Raw genomic sequence first — 14,417 nt, 5'->3', positions numbered from 1 at the left:
GATCGACTCACCGATTGACCCGGCCGCCGGTGGCCGTTCAGTTGCCGGTGATCGTGAAGAGCCCGCCGTCCGGGTCGCGGAGCGTGGCCTCCCGTCCCGCGCCTCCCGGGCCCGCGGAGGCCGGCGGAGCGACGATCGAGCCTCCGGCGGCGAACGCGGCCTCCGCGGCGGTGTCCACGTCGGCCACCCGGAAGGACACATGCCAGCGAGGCCGGATCTGCGGGTCCGGAGCGCTCTCGACGGCTCCGCCGCGCAGCGCGGCGACCGTGTGCGTACCGTCGCGCACCATCACCTGATGGTCCTCGTACTGCACCTCGCAGCTCTCGCGCTCGTCCGAGCCCCAGACGAGGACCTGTCCGTAGAAGATGGCGGCGGCGAAGGCGTCTCTCGTACGCAGCTCCAGCCGGGCGGGCCCGCTGCCGCGTCCTACGGACCAGCCCGGGATGGTCTCGCCCTCCCAGAGCCCGAACACGGCGCCGTCCGGGTCCGCGGCGAGAGTGGCCCGGCCGGTGGGCATGGCGAGCGGGCCCACGGCGATGGTCGCGCCTCGCTCACGGACCCGGGCAGCCGCGGTGTCCGCGTCGTCCACGAGAAAGTACGGTGTCCAGGTCACCGCGGCCTGGAGGCTGGTCGCCAGCGCTCCGATGCCCGCGACCGCGAATCCGTCGGCGAGCGCGACGCAGAACTCCTCGCCCAGCGTCGTCGGGCGGAAGGTCCAGCCGAGGGCCCTGCCGTAGAAGTCCTGGGCGGGCCGGAGATCCCGGGCCATCAGACTCACCCAGCACGGCGCTCCTACTACCGCGTGTCGTGTTGCCCGCATGGTTCTCGTCCACTCCGTTCCCGCCGGCCGGACAGGCTCGCGTCCTGCCCTGCCATCGTTCACCCGACCCGGCCGCCGCGCACTCCGGAACATGTCCGCCGAGGCAGGGACGGACCATTCCTGCCGCGTCGAGGATCCCGGGCGCTCAACGGCGAGGATCCCGTGTGCTCAGCCCATCGCGCGGTCGAGATTGATCGCCGAGCTGATCAGGGCGAGATGGGTGAACGCCTGCGGGAAGTTGCCCAGGTGCTCACCGGTCAGTCCGATCTGCTCGGCGTAGAGGCCCACATGGTTGGCGTAGGTGAACATCTTCTCCAGCGCCAGCCGCGCCTGTTCCACATCGCCGCTCCTGGCGAGCGCCTCCACCCACCAGAACGAGCAGATGGAGAAGGTGCCCTCGGTACCGGTCAGCCCGTCGGGAGCCTGCTCCGGGTCGTAACGGAACACCAGGCTGTCCACGACCAGCCGGTTGCCGATGGCCTCCACGGTGGACAGAAAGCGCGGATCGACCGGCGAGACGAATTTGACCATGGGCATCAGCAGCAGCGAGGCGTCCAGGATGTCCGCGGGCTCCTGGCCGTCCTCCGCGGCCAGCCGCTGGACGAACGTACGCTCCCGTGGATTCCAGCCGCGCGCCATGATCTGGCGGTAGATCCGGTCCCGGACCGAGGTCCAGCGGCCCAGATCGCCGGGCAGTCCGCGCTGACGCGCCATCCTGATCATACGTTCGACCGCGACCCAGCACATGAGCCGTGAGTACGTGTGGTGCTGCTGGCCCGCCCGGGTCTCCCAGATCGACTGGTCGGTGGTGTCCCAGTGCTCCATCAGCCATTCCAGGATGTCGCACAGATCGCTCCAGCTGTCGTGCGAGATGCCCACGCCGTACTTGTTGAACAGATAGATCGAGTCGATCAGTTCGCCGTAGATGTCGAGCTGCCGCTGGACGCTGGCGGCGTTGCCGGTACGGACCGGACGCGAGCCCCGGTAACCGTCGAGATGCCCGAGCACCTCCTCGGGCAGGGTGTCGTGTCCGTCGATCGAGTACATGACGCGCAGCGGGCCACCGCTGCCGTCGGGCGCCGCGCTGTGCAGCCGGTCGGTCAGCCAGTCCATGAATCCCTGCGCCTCCTGGGTGAAGCCCAGCCGCAGCAGGGCGTACAGGGAGAACGCGGCGTCGCGGATCCATACGTAGCGGTAGTCCCAGTTGCGTGTGCCGCCCACCTGTTCGGGCAGGGCGAGCGTCGGCGCGGCCACGATGGCACCGGACGGCTCGTGCGTCAGCAGCTTGAGCGTGAGCGCCGAGCGGTGGACCATCTCACGCCAGCGGCCGGTGTAGATGGACTGGCTCAGCCAGCGGCGCCAGAAGGCGACGGTGGACTCGAAGAGCGCCTCGGCGGCGACCGCGTCGACCGCGCACGGATCCGGTTCGGTGGCGGAGCCGTCGTATCCGCCGGCCGTCTCCAGATCGAACAGCGCCGTCTCGCCCTCGGGAAGGTCGAACACGGCGTGGGCGTCGGTGGCGTCGAGGTCGAGAGCGACGGACGAGCGCAGCCAGAGCGTCAGGGAGTCGCCGACGAACCGTACGCCGTCCGGGATCCGCTCCAGCCGGTGGGTGTCACGGCCGTAGTTCAGCCTCGGCGCGATCCGTACGCCGAGCCGCATCCGGCCGCGGACATTGACCACCCGGCGCACCAGCCGCTGCCGGTGCTGCGGATCCCGCTCGCGCACGATCGGCATGAAGTCCTGGACCTCCACGATGCCGTCGGCCGTGAGGACCCGGGTGATCAGGATATTGGTGTCGGGGAAGTAGAACTGGTTGCGGGTGGCGACGTCGCACACCGGCGAGATGTCCCAGAAGCCGCCGCGCTCCTTGTCGAGCAGAGAGGCGAAGACACTCGGGGAGTCGAAGCGGGGAGCGCAGAACCAGTCGATGCGTCCGTCGGTCCCGACGAGCGCGGAGGTCCGCAGATCCCCGATCAGACCGTGCTCGGCGATCGGCAGATAGCCCTCGGCCGGGTCGCCCGGCGCAGCGGTGTCCTGATCATCATGTTTCACCCCGCCAAGTCTCGCCCACCGGACACACCTCCGCATGTCGGTATGGACGCGAGGCGCCATGTACGCGAGGCGCCGGCCGCGGTTCCGGCGAGCGGTCTAGAAACCGGGCCGGTGGACGCGGAGGAAGTCGACCTCGTAGGACATGGCCGTGGCGGACGGTTCCGGCGCCGGGTGGTAGCGGCCCGCGCAGACCGAGAGGTTCACGATCAGCGAGGCGTTCCAGTCGCGGCCCACGCCTCGGCCGTCGGAGTAGGCGCGTCGGCCGTTGACCCACCAGACGACGGACCTCGACCGGAACTCGACGCGCAGATCGATCCACGCGCCCGGCCTGATCGACGGATGGGTGTAGTAGCGCTGACCGCCTCTCACATGGTTGGAGAGTTCGAGCAGATCCGGGTTGTCCGGGTGGTATTCGAAGATGTCGATCTCGTTCCCGCCGTCCCGCCAGGTCCAGATCGCGGGCCAGGCGCCCTGCTCGGCGGGCAGCCGTACCCGGGTCTCCAGGATGTCGCCGGTCTGTACGGCGAAGCCCTCCGCGCTCTCCTCGGTGGTCAGCAGACCGGTGTTCCAGTTGCCGTCGGGACGGCGCGTCGCGCGGAAGGTGCCGGTGCGGCTGTACTCCGCGTCGGGCACGAGATGGTCGAGCTTGTTGTCCCCGGGATTGGTCGGACCGCCGCCCGGATAGGCCCAGGTGCGGCCCGCGACCCACTGCTCCTCGGAGGAGAAGTCGGCGGTGAAGCAGACGGGACCGGACCAGGGCGGCGGTCCGCCGGGAGCGGGTACGGAGGGCCTGGGCCAGGGCCTGAGCCTCCGGGTGAGCCACTCCAGAAGCGCGGACCCTTGGCGGCTCATGGCGTCCCTCTTCCCCGGAGCTGAGGTCGTCTCGGGGCGTACGGGCCCCAGGCCGCGCGCCGGGAGAGCCCGGAACCACGGCCGTTCACCATGCTAGGGAGGCGGAGCGGGCGTCAGGAGCGACGCGGTCACGAGGACACGGCCGACCTTCAGTTCGGACCGTCCCTCACTGGTGGCCTCCGGGATGCGAAGGGCGTGCAGCCGGTGGCTGGGTGGATGAGCCCCACGTCACCGGCGACCCGACGCACGTGGTGCCGTGAACGATCCTGTGCGAGGGACGGCAGTTGGGCCGGAAATCGGCGGGACGGCCGAGAAGCCCCGCCGCGCGCGTCGGCCGACGGCGGCCGGAGGGAAACATACGCGCCAATGACACCGGACCGCCCACCGCCTCGATCCATTGCGTCACGTGGCGACTACAGTGTGCGTACGCAGGACCTCCGGCCTCCCGCACGGCACCCGCACATTCTTCACACAATGCACATTTCCGGCCGATCGCTGCCTGCGGGCGGCGCACAGGGGAGACGAGGCTCCCGCTGCCTGTCTAGCCTCCCGCCCATGCGATCACCTCTGATGAGACGCCTCGGCCTTACCACGCTCCTCGCCCTCGTCCTCGGCGTGTTCGGCCTGGCTCCCGCCGCGAGCGCGGCTGCCGCTCCGGCCGAGCTGACCTTCGCCACCGACAGCGCCACCACCACGCCCGGCGGCACGGTGAACCTGTCGATGACGCTCACCAACAACCAGACCTACGACATCTGGTTCGTCTACCAGACCATCGACCCGACCTGGCTGACCACCCAGCGCCCCGACCTGAAGTACAGCTTCACGGGCTGCGCGCTGACCACGTCCGCCGGCAGCGTCCCCTGCTCCGGGACCGGCCCCGCCGACCTGGGGGCCAACTACGGCGCCACGATCCCGCCCGGGCAGAGCCGGACCGTCACGCTGACTCTCCAGGTCGCCGCGGACTCCGGCTGCAACGGCAACATCGGCTTCTACTCCTACTTCTACGCCGAGTTCAGCGACAGCACCAACCTCAGCGGCGGCCCTGTCTACACCCCCGAAACGCGAGTGCTCTGCGCCTGACCGCGTCGGACATGGGCTGACAGGCCGTCAAAACAGCTGACCCGCAGTGAGAGTGGCCCGAAATCTGGTTGATTCAGGGCACTCGACCGGTGGATCTCCGACCGACCGGCGGGCCCACCGGGCCCGCCGGGCGACATCGGGCCGCGTCCTTGCTCAACTTTCCGCGCGGGACGGCGGATTGACGTCCGCGGGCCGTCGTATCCGCAGGAGCATCAGGACGGACGCCACCGCCGCGAGCGCGCACCAGGTGGAGAGGAACTCCAGCCGCCACAGCACCGCGCAGAGGAGCGCTCCGCACGCGACGACCGCGCCCAGCAGCCGTACGTACGGGTCTCCGCCGAGCAGCAGCGATCCGAGAGTGGCGACGAGATAGCCCGCGACGACCAGAGGCGCGTACGGGACGTCGACGGCATAGCCGAGCGTGTGGCCACGGATCTCGGCCCGTACCGTCCTGGTGGCGAGGCAGTACGCGAGAACCGCCGCGGTCGCAGCTCCCGCGAGCAGCGGAACCGTCAGCCGGCGCCGTGCTTCCGGCGGTGCGGCCAGCAGTACGCCGAGCGGCACCCAGAGCGCCAGTACGGGCAGGGCGATCACGGCCCAGGCCAGAGTGGCCGGGCCGGTTCCGCCGCCATTGCGCCAGACGACGGACTCGATGCCCTGATGGATTCCCAGAAGCAGCGGCAGCGTGGCGAGCGGCAGCTCGCGGAGGTGCCGCACCCGCGCCACACAGACCGCCCCGACCACCGTGATCCCGGTGCCCGCCACGAGATCGGCCGTCGCGCTCCAGCACATAAGGCCACCCGGGTCGCTTGGAGGATTACGAGGATTACTCAGAACCGATGGATCAGAACCGATGAGTCGTCAGGTCGTGCGTGCGTCGGTGATCCGGTCCAGGCGGTAGTAGTCGGCGACGCATCCGGCCGGCCAGGGCCGTCGTCCCGGGCCGTAGAACGGTTCTGCCATCCCGCTGATCGGCAGTCGCGCGTACGGCAGGACCCGCGCGCCCTGTGCCGCCTCGGTGCGCAGCCGTAGATCCTGGCGGTCCCAGCGCTCGGCCCGTACCCGCATGTCATGACCCAACTGGCCGAGTGGGAAGGCCAGTTGGACGCACACCGCAACGCACACCGCCGCACAGGCCGCCGCCGTCACGGCCGATGGCCACGCCGGCTGTCTCCGTGCCCAGGCGCGTCCCAGCAGGGCGCCGACTCCCGTGAGCAGCAGCACATACAGCAGGAGGTAGTCGTTCCAGGTGCGCGACGCGCCGGTCACCCGGGAGCCGAAGAGCGGATAGGCGATCACGGTGCAGAGGTATCCGGCGACAAGAAAGGTGAGGATGCCCGCGGAGACCAGAAGGACCGGCCGGCACGGCAGCAGCACCGGAGCACTCCTGGCCCCGCGTCCGGCCCCGGCCCCGGTCCCGGCCTGTGTCCGGGCCTTGGCCGACAGTCCGAGCAGCACTCCCACCGCGACCGCTCCCAGGTACTGCCATGTCGTCAGGACCGTGCCGAGAATCTCCAGGAACGCGCGCAGCGATCCCAGCAGCGCGTCGGGAGCCACCGTCGCGGTGGTTTCCGCGCCGATGCGCTCACGGCGGTTGCGCGACCCGGGAGAGGTGAGCAGGACCAGTGTGCCGGTCGCCGTCCCGGCCAGGCCGGCCAGACACCAGGCGCGCGCGTACCTCCGTACCCGTACGGTGAAGGTGCTGCCGCTGAGCAGAAGAACGGCCGGGAGCACCACCAGCGCGACGACCGACGCCTCTTCCGAGAGTGTGCCGAGGAAGCATCCGGCCAGGAACGCGGTGGCGACGGCGGCGGCCCTGGCCCTGCGCGAGCGTGCCCATCGGAGCGGAATCGCCGCCGCACAGGCCAGCACGGGCGCCACCGTGTGCGAGACGGCGGAGGCGGGCCAGTAGAACGTCTTGTAGGTGTTGGGAGTCGCGAACAGAAAGACCACCGTGACCGTCGACGCCACGAGCAGCGGAAGCCCGCGCGGTGCCGTCCGTCCCGCCGCGCGCAGCAGCAGACCGGTCACCGCCCACAGCACGCCCAGCATGACCACGGCGCTGACCGGAGCGAACCACTGATGGCCCGTGGGCCCGGACTTGGTGTAGAGGCCCACCAGCAGACCGTTGCCCACCCGTCCGTTGTCCACGGTATAGAACTTCTCGACCAGCCCGGAAATACCGTTGTCCCGCACCGTGGGCAGAAAACACCACTCGTCGGCACTGGGACGGACATAACCGCCGAGCCATGAAGCAGCGCCGAGAAGAGCGAGCGGCAGCGGCAGGAGAACCATCACCCAGAATTTGATCGGCGAACGTACAAATGTTTCGCGGCCGTTGTCCGGTTCTTGGCGGGATTTCCCGTCCTGCTGTCTCGGGATGGCGACGCTCGAAGCGCCCGCGGCCATGTGCACCACTGCCTTTCGCCTGTGATTCGACCCATCGTCGGCACGCCGGCGCGTCGGCCGGACAAGGTGGCCGGAATCAGCCCTCCGAGCGCGCCTGTCCGACGGACGTCGCGGACGGGCGGCCACGCGCGGACGCGCGGGATTCGTCCGTCTCCCGTACCACATAGTGCGGACGGCGCTTCGCCTCGTGATAGATCCGCCCCACGTATTCACCGATGACGCCGAGCGTCGCGAGCTGGATTCCGCTGAGCGCCACAATGGCCGTCATCAGCGTGGTGAAACCGGGCGCGTCGACTCCGTTGAGTGCGACATTCGCGATGATCCAGAAGGCGTAGAGGAGCGCGGAGAGAAAGAGCCAGAGGCCGGTGTGGATCGCCAGGCGCAGCGGACGGCTGTTGAAGGAGAGCAGTCCGTCGATGCCGTAGTTCAGCAGATTCCGACCGCCCCATTTGGATGTTCCGGCGGCCCTTTGCACATTGCGGTAGGTGAAGCTCACGGTCTCGAAGCCGATCCAGGAGAAGATCCCTTTGGAGAACCGGTTGCTCTCCGGCAGCGCCAGCACACTGTTCACCGCGTGACGCGACAGAAGTCTGAAGTCCCCTGCTCCGTCGACCACTTGGACATCCATGCAGCGGCGTACCAGTCGGTAGTAGAGGCGGCTGAGCGCCGTGCGCAGGACGCCTTCGCCGGCCCGGTCGCGCTGTGCCACCACCTGGTGGTAACCGTGCCGGTGCAACTCCAGCATGCGGGGCACGAGCTCGGGAGGATGCTGGAGATCCGCGTCCATCAGAACCACGGCTTCGCCCCGGGACATACGCAGACCGGCGAGCATGGCGGCTTCTTTACCGAAATTGCGGCTGAACGAGGTGTAGCGGACCCGTGGATCGTTTCCGGCGAGTTCGCGCAGTCGCTGTCTGGTCCGGTCCTCGCTGCCGTCGTCCACATAGCAGATCTCAAACGTCTGCCCGGTCGGTTCGAGGGCGGTGACCAATGCGGTGTGAAAGGCCCCGATCACCTCGCTCTCATTGAAACACGGTACGACGATTGATACCTGAAGCATGGTCATCCCATTCCATGTCCCGTGATACGGGTGTTCGATCTGTGCCGGCCTCGATGAAATGCCCACCGTTCAGCGAGTGTTGTCGGGAGCGATTGCCTTGTGTTCCGCACCATAGAATTTATCGATCTGCCTCTCAAGCGTCACGGCGGCATGGCGTCCATCCCGCTGAGACGTTTCTTCGGGATCGGACGACGCCCCCGACGGATGTGCTTCGTTGTCGATCGGTGTTGGTCGGAGGGCTAGGTGTCACGCCCCGTAGGCGCTACCGTCGGACGGTCGAATGGGCTCCCGCGCCGTTGTGACCTTCGGCACAGTCGAGGTCCCGGATGCAGAGCTTGCATTTCATGGGCATGACAGCGCGATATCGCGCACGTGAGCCCTGGATGGCGTCCTTGAAAAACGTCCCTTTGCTGTCGGCTCATCGAAAATCTTCCACTACGCAAAGTGATTGTGTATCGACACAACGTCACGAGTTGCGCAGTGTGACCGTTTGACCCCGAGGAAGCCGGGCCAGTTAACTACCCGCGAGTTAGCTACCCGCCGGTCAACCCCCCACTTGATTCGGGAGACTTCATGCCGATGCCGGAACCCGGCGTGTCCATCGAGTTCTCGCTGACACACTCGGTCATCGTCGTCAATCCCCTGCACCGGCCGTCGCCACGGCTGACGGCCGTCGCCGCCCGGACGGGCGCGATCGGCGTGCTGGAACTGTCCCTCGATGATCCACGCGATGTCGCCGACACACTCGACCGCACCTGCCGCTGGTCGTCGCTGCCCTTCGGAGTCCGGATACGGCCCGGCTGCACCGTGGCCGTCACCGATCTGCCCGATCCGGTGGACACCGTCCTGCTGGCGGATCCCGGGCGCTCGCCCGCCGAGTTCGCGGGCCGTCGTGTCCTGGTGGAGGTGACGGACCTCGCGGGCGCCCTGCGCGCCGTCGCCGACGGAGCCTCGGGCCTGATCGTCCGCGGCGCCGAAAGCGGTGGCCGCGCGGGCGAGTTGAGCACCTTCGTGCTGTTGCAGCAGGTGCTGGCCGATCCGTCGGTCACCTTGCCCGTCTGGGCGTGCGGCGGTATCGGGCCCCATACGGCCGCCGCCGCGGTCGCCGGAGGTGCGGCCGGTGTCGTACTGGACACCCAGCTCGCGCTGTACGACGAGGCAGGGCTGCCCGCGGAGATCACCGCCGCGCTCACCGGGCTCGACGGCTCGGAGACCGTTCTGCACCACGGGACACGCGTGCTCCGCCGCCGTGGCCCCGGCGCTCCCGAACTCCCCGGGGATCCGGCCGAGTTCGCGGCCAGAATCGGCAGTGACGATCTGCGGACGCAGTTCCTGCCGGTCGGTCAGGACGCCTTCCTCGCCGCCACGTTCGCCGAGCGCTGGGCAACCGTGGGCGAGGCCGTCCGCGGTGTCCGGGCGGCGATGACCGCCGCCGTGGCGGACGACGAGCCCGCCGCCGCGCTGGCCGCCGGATCGCCGGGCGCACGGGTCCTGGGCAGCCGACTGCCCATCGCCCAGGGCCCGATGACCCGTGTCAGCGACGAGCCCGAGTTCGCCGCCGCCGTCGCGGCCGGAGGCGCGCTGCCGTTCCTCGCGCTGGCGCTCGCGAGCGCGGAGCGCACCCGGTCGATGCTGGAGCGCACCCGCGCGGCGCTCGGGGACGCGCCCTGGGGCGTCGGCGTACTCGGATTCGCCGACGAGGAGATCAAGGCCGCGCAGCTCGACGTCGTACGGGAGCTGAAGCCGACCCACGCGATCATCGCGGGCGGCAGACCGGCCCAGGCCGCCGCGCTGGAGGCGGAGGGCATCACCACCTTCCTGCATGTTCCCTCGCCAGGGCTGCTGCGGCAGTTCCTCGCCGCCGGAGCGCGCCGGTTCATCTTCGAGGGCGCCGAGTGCGGCGGCCATGTCGGACCGCGCAACAGCTTCCCGCTCTGGGAGGCCCAGACCGATGTCCTGCTGGACTTCCTGGCCGAGTCCGGGCCCGGGACGGCCGGTGAGCTGACGGTGCTGTTCGCGGGCGGTATCCACGACGAGCGCTCGGCCGCGATGGCCGCCGCCCTCGCAGCGCCGCTGACCCGGGCCGGTGTCGCGTTCGGTGTGCTGATGGGCACCGCGTATCTCTTCACCGAGGAGGCCGTGGCGGCCGGCGCGATCCAGCCGCTGTTCCAGCGCCGGATCGTCGCCGCCGAGCGCACCGATCTGCTGGAGACCGCGCCCGGCCACGCCACCCGCTGCGCGCACAGCGCCATCACCGAGGACTTCGCGGCCCTCAAGGACGAACTGCGCGAGCAAGGCGTGCCCGACCGCGAGATCTGGGAGCACCTGGAGCGGTTCAACGTCGGCAGACTGAGGCTCGCCAGCAAGGGCATCGAGCGCGTCGGCGACGAACTGCTCCCGGTCGACGAGATACGCCAGGCCGACGAAGGCATGTTCATGGCGGGCGAGGTCTGTGTACTGCGCTCCGCCACCACCAGCGTTGCCGCACTGCACGACTCCGTCGCCGACGGCGCCGCCGCGTGGCTGCGCGAGCGTGCCGCCGGACTGCGTACCGCGCTCGGTCTCACCGACGCCGTCGAGGAGCCCGCGCCCGCGCCGCTGCGGATCGCCGTCGTCGGCATGGCCGGCATGTTCCCCGGCGCTCCCGACCTGGCCGATTTCTGGGCCAACATCCTGGCGGGCAAGGACTGTGTGACCGAGGTCCCGGCCCATCGCTGGGACGCCGAGCGGTACTACGCGCCGGACGGCGACGGCGAGCGCACTCCGTCACGCTGGGGCGGATTCCTGCCCGAGATTCCCTTCGATCCGCTGCGCTACGGCATTCCGCCGGCCTCGCTGGCCAGCATCGAACCCGTACAGCTTCTCGCGCTGGAGGCGGCGCGGCGCGCGCTGGCCGACGCGGGATACGCCGGTACGGGCACCGATCACGCCCGTACCTCCGTGGTGTTCGGCGCGGAGGCCGGCAGCGATCTGTCCAACGCGACCACTCTGCGTACGGTGCTGCCCGGCTATGTCGGCACCATCCCGTCCGCACTGGACGAGCAGCTGCCCAGGCTGACCGAGGACTCCTTCCCCGGGATGCTCGCCAATGTCATCGCGGGACGGATCGCCAACCGGCTCGACCTCGGCGGTGCCAACTACACCGTCGACGCCGCCTGCGCCTCCTCGCTCACGGCCGTGGACGTGGCCTGCAAGGAGCTGATCACCGGCACCAGCGATCTGGTGCTGTGCGGCGGCGCCGATCTGCACAACGGCATCAACGACTATCTGCTCTTCTCCTCGGTGCACGCGCTGTCCCCGACCGGCCGCTCGGCCACCTTCGACGGCGCCGCCGACGGCATCGCGCTCGGCGAGGGCGTGGCCTGTGTGGTGCTCAAGCGGCTCGCCGACGCCGAGCGCGACGGCGACCGGATCTACGCCGTCATCGACGGTGTCGGCAGCGCGAGCGACGGCCGCGCCCTGGGCCTGACGGCGCCACGCCCGGCCGGCCAGCGCGCCGCGCTCACCCGCGCCTACCGCAACGCCGGTGTCTCGCCCGCCGACGTCGGTCTGATCGAGGCCCATGGCACCGGCACCGTCGTGGGCGACCGTACCGAACTCGCCACGCTGACCGAGGTGTTCACCGAGGCCGGTGCCGAGCCCGCCAGTTGCGCGATCGGCTCGGTGAAGTCCCAGATAGGACACACCAAGTGCGCCGCCGGACTGGCCGGACTGATCAAGACCACACTGGCCCTCCATCACGGAGTGAAGCCGCCGACGCTGCATGTACGGCAGCCGAACGCGGCCTGGGACGGCGGGAGCAGCCCGTTCGTCTTCCACACCGCCGCCCGGCCATGGGCCACGGAACCGGCGGAGCGCATCGCGGGTGTGAGCGCCTTCGGTTTCGGCGGTACGAATTTCCATGTTGTTCTACGCGCGTATGACCAGCCTCCACCCAGGCACTCCCTGGACACCTGGCCGGCCGAACTCTTCACCTTCCGTGGCCGGGACGCCGAGGCGGCCCGCCGCTCCGCCCGCGCGCTGCTGGAACTCCTCCAGCGCGGTGGCCAGTGGCGGTTGCGCGACTACGCGCGTCATACGGCCCGCCGCAGCGACCAGGCGGCCGGCCGCGGTGAGTCCGTACGGATCGCCCTCGTGGCGGACAGCCTGGCCGGACTCGCGGAGCTGCTGCGCCGGGCCGTCGAAGGAGAGCAGGACCCGAAGGCGGGCCTCTACACGGCCGACGACACCACGGACCGCGCCGAGAGCGGCGGTTCCGGCTCCGGCTCCGGTGAGCTGGCGTTCCTCTTTCCCGGGCAGGGCAGCCAGCGGCCCGGAATGCTCGCCGAACTCTTCGTCGCCTTCCCCGAGTTGCAGCGCCATCTCCAGCTCGGCGCGCAATGGGCGGACACGCTCTATCCGCCCGCGGCCTTCGACGAAGAGGGCAAGGCGGGCCAGCTGGCCCGTATCACCGACACGGCCGTCGCGCAGCCCGCGCTCGGCGTAGTCGAACTCGCCGCCGCCGAACTGCTGGCCTCGCTCGGTGTACGGCCCGCCATGGCCGCGGGCCACAGCTACGGCGAACTGGTCGCGCTCGGCGTGGCCGGCGCGCTCGCGCCGCAGGACGTCCTCACCGCCAGCGCGGCCCGCGCCCAAGCCATCCTGGCGCAGGTCGAAGGCGGCGACCCGGGCACCATGGCGGCCGTCTCCGCCACGGCCGAGCAGGTCGAGGAGGTGCTGCGGACGTCCGGTCTCGCCGAGGCCGTCGTCGCCGCCAACCGCAACGCGCCCGAGCAGACCGTCATCTCGGGACCGACCGAGCCGATGGCCACGGCGGTGGCGCGGCTGCGCGACGCCGGTCATGCGGCCAAGCCGCTCCAGGTCGCCTGCGCCTTCCACAGCCCGCTGCTGGCCGGAGCGGGCGACGCCTTCGCCGAGAGCCTGGCTGGTATGACCGTCCACGCACCGGACTTCGACGTCTGGTCCAACCGCACGGCCGATCCGTATCCGGCGGACCCGGAGGCGGTACGGGCCGGGCTCGCGGCCCAGATCGGCGCGCCCGTCCGGTTCACCGAGCAGATCGAGGCCATGTACGCGGCCGGCGCCCGTGTCTTCGCGGAGGTGGGTCCCGGCCGGGTGCTGAGCAGACTGGTCTCCGCCGTCCTGGGCGACCGCCCGCACCGCACCGTTCCGCTCGACGGCGGCCGGGGAGCCGGACTGACCGGCTTTCTCTCCGCCCTGGCCCAGCTCGCAATCAGCGGTGTCGATGTCCGCACCGGCCGGCTCTTCCAGGGCCGCGACGCGGTCGATCCCGAGACCGCCGTGGCCGAGCGGACCGCGGGCTGGACCGTCGACGGCCAGCTCGTCCGCCGCGCCGACGGCACCATTCCTCCCGACGCCCTGCACCCCGCCCGACCTGTTACGGAGCTGATCGTGCCGGAGAACCACGCCTCCCACGGCGCCGCCGCGTCCGGACCGGACGCCCTCGTCGCCGAGTTCCTGCGCACCAGCCGGGACCTGGTGGCGGCGCAGCGAGATGTCATGCTGAGCTATCTGGGCGGGCCCGTGGCCGTCCCGGCCGGCCAGACCCTGGGCCAGCCGCTCGTCTACGCGTCGGCCTCGGTGGCCGCGCCCGCGCCCGCCGCACTGCCCGCGCCCGTGGACCGGACGGCCCTTGCCGTGACCGCCGCGCCCGCAGTGACTGCCGCGCCTGCCATGGACCGGGAGTCCGTGCTCGGCTCGGTACTGGCCGTGGTGGCGGAGCGTACGGGTTATCCGGTGGAGATGATTGAGCCGGAGCTTGATCTTGAGGCGGATCTGAGTGTGGATTCGATCAAGCGGGCGGAGATCGCGGGTGAGTTGGCGGTGCGTCTCGGTCTTCCGGCGGGTTCCGGTACTGATCTGGACGGTCTGAGCGCCGCCCGTACCGCTGCCGGGATCGCCGCGCTGCTCGTCACCGCGTTCGGCGAGCAGGCCACGCCTGCCGCGAGCGCGGCTCCCATCGCGGTGGCGTCCGGTCCCGCGCCTGCCATGGACCGGGAGTCCGTACTGGGCTCGGTGCTTGCGGTGGTGGCGGAGCGTACGGGTTATCCGGTGGAGATGATTGAGCCGGAGCTTGATCTTGAGGCGGATCTGAGTGTGGATTCGATCAAGCGGGCGGAG

At 70.2% G+C, this 14,417-nt stretch carries 8 protein-coding genes; 2 read left to right on the top strand and 6 right to left on the bottom strand.

Features of this window, described 5'->3' with window-relative positions; genetic code table 11:
* Positions 1-37: 37 nt before the first annotated feature.
* The 3 genes from ACFV6H_RS17755 to ACFV6H_RS17745 all read right to left on the bottom strand — a co-directional run bounded on the left by ACFV6H_RS17755 (position 38) and on the right by ACFV6H_RS17745 (position 3,727).
* Positions 38-769 (bottom strand): VOC family protein, encoded by a 732-nt coding sequence (locus tag ACFV6H_RS17755; protein WP_384789512.1) that lies wholly within the window; start codon positions 767-769, stop codon positions 38-40.
* Positions 770-988: 219 nt separating this feature from the next.
* Positions 989-2,911 carry a glycoside hydrolase family 15 protein gene (locus ACFV6H_RS17750; RefSeq protein WP_385542687.1) on the bottom strand — a complete coding sequence of 641 codons (1,923 nt, stop codon included), beginning with the start codon at positions 2,909-2,911 and terminating at the stop codon, positions 989-991.
* Positions 2,912-2,971: 60 nt separating this feature from the next.
* Entirely contained in the window at positions 2,972-3,727 is a 756-nt protein-coding gene (locus ACFV6H_RS17745; protein WP_385542684.1) for a beta-glucanase, read from the bottom strand.
* A 555-nt stretch (positions 3,728-4,282) separates the two neighbouring features.
* On the opposite strand from ACFV6H_RS17745, the gene ACFV6H_RS17740 reads away from it, so the two are divergent.
* On the top strand, positions 4,283-4,807 hold the full coding sequence (locus ACFV6H_RS17740; protein ID WP_384789443.1) for a hypothetical protein: 525 nt from the start codon (positions 4,283-4,285) through the stop codon (positions 4,805-4,807).
* Between the two features lie 153 nt (positions 4,808-4,960).
* Here the strand turns inward: ACFV6H_RS17740 and ACFV6H_RS17735 are convergent, their stop codons facing one another.
* The 3 genes from ACFV6H_RS17735 to ACFV6H_RS17725 all read right to left on the bottom strand — a co-directional run bounded on the left by ACFV6H_RS17735 (position 4,961) and on the right by ACFV6H_RS17725 (position 8,276).
* Positions 4,961-5,599, bottom strand: a complete 639-nt coding sequence (locus ACFV6H_RS17735) for a DUF6629 family protein (RefSeq protein WP_385542681.1) — start codon at positions 5,597-5,599, stop codon at positions 4,961-4,963.
* A gap of 69 nt (positions 5,600-5,668) precedes the next feature.
* Complete coding sequence (locus ACFV6H_RS17730) at positions 5,669-7,102, bottom strand: DUF6056 family protein (protein ID WP_385542678.1); 1,434 nt, start codon at positions 7,100-7,102, stop codon at positions 5,669-5,671.
* Positions 7,103-7,292: 190 nt separating this feature from the next.
* On the bottom strand, positions 7,293-8,276 hold the full coding sequence (locus tag ACFV6H_RS17725; protein ID WP_385542675.1) for a glycosyltransferase family 2 protein: 984 nt from the start codon (positions 8,274-8,276) through the stop codon (positions 7,293-7,295).
* A gap of 573 nt (positions 8,277-8,849) precedes the next feature.
* Between ACFV6H_RS17725 and ACFV6H_RS17720 the strand changes: the two genes are divergently transcribed.
* A partial coding sequence (locus ACFV6H_RS17720) for a beta-ketoacyl synthase N-terminal-like domain-containing protein (protein ID WP_385542672.1) occupies positions 8,850-14,417 on the top strand: 5,568 nt, incomplete at its 3' end.

Source organism: Streptomyces sp. NPDC059743 (assembly GCF_042732975.1).
In the GTDB taxonomy this organism is placed as follows: domain Bacteria; phylum Actinomycetota; class Actinomycetes; order Streptomycetales; family Streptomycetaceae; genus Streptomyces.
Note: the sequence above shows the minus strand (reverse complement) of the source record. Positions and strands in the feature narration are given on the sequence as shown.

Bases quoted from the DNA above. Each gene is read 5' to 3' on its own strand.
- ACFV6H_RS17755 (WP_384789512.1), bottom strand. From the start codon at position 769: ATGGCCCGGGATCTCCGGCCCGCCCAGGACTTCTACGGCAGGGCCCTC.
- ACFV6H_RS17735 (WP_385542681.1), bottom strand. From the start codon at position 5,599: ATGTGCTGGAGCGCGACGGCCGATCTCGTGGCGGGCACCGGGATCACG.
- ACFV6H_RS17730 (WP_385542678.1), bottom strand. From the start codon at position 7,102: ATGGTTCTCCTGCCGCTGCCGCTCGCTCTTCTCGGCGCTGCTTCATGG.
- ACFV6H_RS17745 (WP_385542684.1), bottom strand. From the start codon at position 3,727: ATGAGCCGCCAAGGGTCCGCGCTTCTGGAGTGGCTCACCCGGAGGCTC.
- ACFV6H_RS17725 (WP_385542675.1), bottom strand. From the start codon at position 8,276: ATGCTTCAGGTATCAATCGTCGTACCGTGTTTCAATGAGAGCGAGGTG.
- ACFV6H_RS17740 (WP_384789443.1), top strand. From the start codon at position 4,283: ATGCGATCACCTCTGATGAGACGCCTCGGCCTTACCACGCTCCTCGCC.
- ACFV6H_RS17750 (WP_385542687.1), bottom strand. From the start codon at position 2,911: ATGCGGAGGTGTGTCCGGTGGGCGAGACTTGGCGGGGTGAAACATGAT.